The organism is Chryseobacterium sp. Leaf394, from assembly GCF_001424105.1.
GTDB lineage: Bacteria > Bacteroidota > Bacteroidia > Flavobacteriales > Weeksellaceae > Chryseobacterium.
Genome location: NZ_LMQH01000004.1, coordinates 257935 through 260947, shown reverse-complemented (window position 1 = coordinate 260947; position 3013 = coordinate 257935). Strand labels below are relative to the sequence as shown.

At 30.7% G+C, this 3013-nt stretch carries 6 protein-coding genes; all 6 read right to left on the bottom strand.

Features of this window, described 5'->3' with window-relative positions:
* Positions 1–60: 60 nt before the first annotated feature.
* The 6 genes from ASG21_RS01945 to ASG21_RS01920 all read right to left on the bottom strand — a co-directional run bounded on the left by ASG21_RS01945 (position 61) and on the right by ASG21_RS01920 (position 2960).
* Positions 61–486, bottom strand: a complete 426-nt coding sequence (locus tag ASG21_RS01945; protein WP_056075060.1) for a hypothetical protein — start codon at positions 484–486, stop codon at positions 61–63.
* 85 nt (positions 487–571) lie between these two features.
* Entirely contained in the window at positions 572–784 is a 213-nt protein-coding gene (locus ASG21_RS20405; protein ID WP_056075057.1) for a hypothetical protein, read from the bottom strand.
* Between the two features lie 143 nt (positions 785–927).
* Entirely contained in the window at positions 928–1449 is a 522-nt protein-coding gene (locus ASG21_RS01935) for a DUF6705 family protein (protein ID WP_056075054.1), read from the bottom strand.
* A 10-nt stretch (positions 1450–1459) separates the two neighbouring features.
* Positions 1460–1804, bottom strand: coding sequence for a hypothetical protein (locus ASG21_RS01930; RefSeq protein ID WP_056075052.1), 345 nt, complete (start codon positions 1802–1804; stop codon positions 1460–1462).
* Positions 1805–1820: 16 nt separating this feature from the next.
* On the bottom strand, positions 1821–2393 hold the full coding sequence (locus ASG21_RS01925) for a DUF6705 family protein (protein ID WP_056075049.1): 573 nt from the start codon (positions 2391–2393) through the stop codon (positions 1821–1823).
* A gap of 12 nt (positions 2394–2405) precedes the next feature.
* Positions 2406–2960, bottom strand: coding sequence for a hypothetical protein (locus tag ASG21_RS01920; RefSeq protein ID WP_128414187.1), 555 nt, complete (start codon positions 2958–2960; stop codon positions 2406–2408).
* Between the last annotated feature and the right edge of the window lie 53 nt (positions 2961–3013).

Sequence of the window (3013 nt, the reverse complement as noted above, 5' to 3'; positions counted from 1 at the left end):
AAAAGAAAAAGTCACACGAAGGGATTCGTGCGGCAGCGGGGGGAGGCAACGTGTATTATTTTAACCGAATTTAAACTCTATTATGTCAGAATTATTAGGATCATTAAATTGATTATATAAAGACATTGCTGTTAAAAGTTTTTTTTCTAAAGATATGCGACTTCGCATTAAAGGAGCTTTATATATTTTGTTTTTGTAAACAACATTTTTATATATTTCTGTCTCGTCTGCTTCTATAAAACAACGAATATCTTTTTCAATATATTCCTCTATTCTTTTTGCAATAGTGTCCTTTTCTTCTTTACTTAATGCAAAATCCTGCTCCAACATTATTTTATTTTGTAAATCAGGTTTAGTTTCTAAAAGTTTCATCATCAAATCAATTCCAGTATAATAACCGTGTGTTGCCTTAAATTTTTCATAGTCCCAATCTGTTCCTGCATCAATTTTCCATTCTCTATTTTTATAAATTTTTATTCTTGCCATATCCTTATTTATTAAAATTTTTACGATAAATTAGTATCTCAATGTTGTCCCCGGCTGCCGCACGAATCCTTTCGTGTGGTCGTTCTTAGAAGTCAAACATTCTAAAAACAATAATATTGTCTAACAAACCTTTTTCATAAGGATAATCTACCGAAAACCAATCCTGACGAAAAAATCTTTGGCTTTTTGAAAAGATATCTATGTATTCATTTCTGATAAATACATCAAGCCAACCTACAATAGCAAAACTTATGAAATATAATCCTTCGGAATTATGGAATTTGTAATTTCTGCTCATCTTTATGTTTTTTATAAAGATAAATAAAATTGCAATTCTAGAAAATGTCGTTAAAAGAAAAAGCCACACGAAGGGATTCGTGCGGCAGCTTGGTGTCTAATTGTTTTAATACGGTAAAAACCTGCATTTGCAGGTTTCTAAATTTATTGTTTTGTAAGAATAATATTCGCGGGTATATCAATAGACCAATCTGTTGGGTTTTGACCAGGATATATAACTCTTGCACCTTCTCTATTTATTACTTCAGTAATTTTTATATGAGTTGTATCGATAAATGATATTTTTAATCTTACACCCTTGCCTTTATGTGACATAAATAAAACTAATAAATTAGAATCATCGTTATCACTATTTCCTACGCATGTTTGTTTTTTATCATTAAAATTTGTGTTAAAATAAGAAGTTGAATCTTCTGTGGTCTGACCGTTTTTATTAATTTTATGAAAGCCAATTAATGAATCTAATAAAGTATTTGTATCAGTCTTAAAGGGTTGTATGTTATTTTCCCTCTTTAAAATTAATGTTAAACCATTAACATTATCTCCCCATTTCCATGTTCCTGTAAATTTATCTATATGAGGATCTGAAACATGAATTTGTGTATTGCAATTGTTTATAGTTATAAAAACTAAAATAAAGCATATTGATTTAATTATATTTTTCATTTTTTAATTTTTAGTTGCATGGTTTTGGGTCTACAATCCCATTTTTTATAGATAGCTCAGCCCAGCTATTTGAATTATTTGAACCTTTTAAAACTTTTAGCCCTGAATTTTTATCTTTTAATAACTTTAAAAAACCTAATTCATTAACACTTGATAAGTTTGACTCTTTTATATTATATAATTTATAATTTGCATTGCCGAAAAGATCAGAAGAAGTAATATCAATCTGGCCATTAGGTAATAAAAAGTTTTGTGTAAATGTAGCAAAACTTGCAGAGTCATCCCCAGCTGCCGCACGAATCCTTTCGTGCGGCAGCTGGGTGTCTAATTGTTTTAATACGGTAAAAACCTGCATTTGCAGGTTTTTAAGTTTATTGTTTTGTTAACACAGTACTTTTCGGTAATGCTTCGGGAAAATTTGCTGATCCATAATATGGACAACTCGGATAAATCATCTGAGAATCTTGAGAATACTTCCAGTTAAGCTGAGTTTTTGAAGGATTGGAAAAACTAATTTCTATTCTACCACCAATATTGCAAATGTCTCTATCAGTATAAGAAAAAGAGTATTTTGATTGATCTTTCACAGGTCCGCCCCCTCTGATTTTTGGTTTGGCAGAAGAATTTGTATTGTCAAATAATACACCTCCACTCATATCTAGAACCTTAAATTTACCTATGAGTACATCTTCATAGTATTTATCAAAATCATCGTAATGAGCAGAAACTTTAGAGAAAGTAATATATATGGTTTTATTGTTCCATGTTCCCTTCCATGTTCCTGAATAATCTACAAATTCATTATCAATATCTTTTAGGTAATAACACTGATTTTCTGGAATATCTGTCCAGGTTCGCAAAGGAACTTCTGTATATGATGTACAATTTTGTCCGAGAAGTTGATTGATTGATAATGCGAGAATAATTACTAATATATTTTTCATAATAAGTATTTGTTAGTTGGGGCAAGGTGTTTTGGTAGCAGTTTTTGTGGTCGAGTTATATTCTAATTTATTAATAACATTTCCTTCTTTCTTGTAAACTTCTAGTCCGTTAATTTTTACTACATATTTCAGGAATTTGGTGAAAAAAGCTTCTTGATTAGCTACTGTAAATTTATTTCTTTTTATCATTTTGTCTATATTATCCTTGTATTTATCCGTCCACTCATCTAAATCATATCCTATAGTCGATAGGTTAGTTCCGACATAGCTTAAGATATACGTACCACCTTGTGAGATTGTAAAACTGTTAACATTGCCATAATTACCACTGCAGTTGTTTTTAATCTCATCTAAAAGACCATAAATATCTACTTCAGATGGTACACTTTGTACTAAACTGCCATCACATCGCACATTTTGATGTGTATGTGCCATTGTCATAATACAGTTTGGGTCAGATGGTCTGTAAAAAGCATCCTTGCAATCTGCCCCCGCTACCGCACGAATCCTTTCGTGTGGTCGTTCTTTGAAATCAAACATTCTAAAAACAATAATATTGTCTAACAAACTTTTTTCACAAGGATAATCTACGGAAAACTAATCCTGACGAAAAAACCTTC

What these genes read in the sequence shown, in the direction of transcription:
- ASG21_RS01935 (WP_056075054.1), bottom strand. Translation starts at nt 1,449, where the DNA reads ATGAAAAATATAATTAAATCAATATGCTTTATTTTAGTTTTTATAACT.
- ASG21_RS01945 (WP_056075060.1), bottom strand. Translation starts at nt 486, where the DNA reads ATGGCAAGAATAAAAATTTATAAAAATAGAGAATGGAAAATTGATGCA.
- ASG21_RS20405 (WP_056075057.1), bottom strand. Translation starts at nt 784, where the DNA reads ATGAGCAGAAATTACAAATTCCATAATTCCGAAGGATTATATTTCATA.
- ASG21_RS01925 (WP_056075049.1), bottom strand. Translation starts at nt 2,393, where the DNA reads ATGAAAAATATATTAGTAATTATTCTCGCATTATCAATCAATCAACTT.
- ASG21_RS01930 (WP_056075052.1), bottom strand. Translation starts at nt 1,804, where the DNA reads ATGCAGGTTTTTACCGTATTAAAACAATTAGACACCCAGCTGCCGCAC.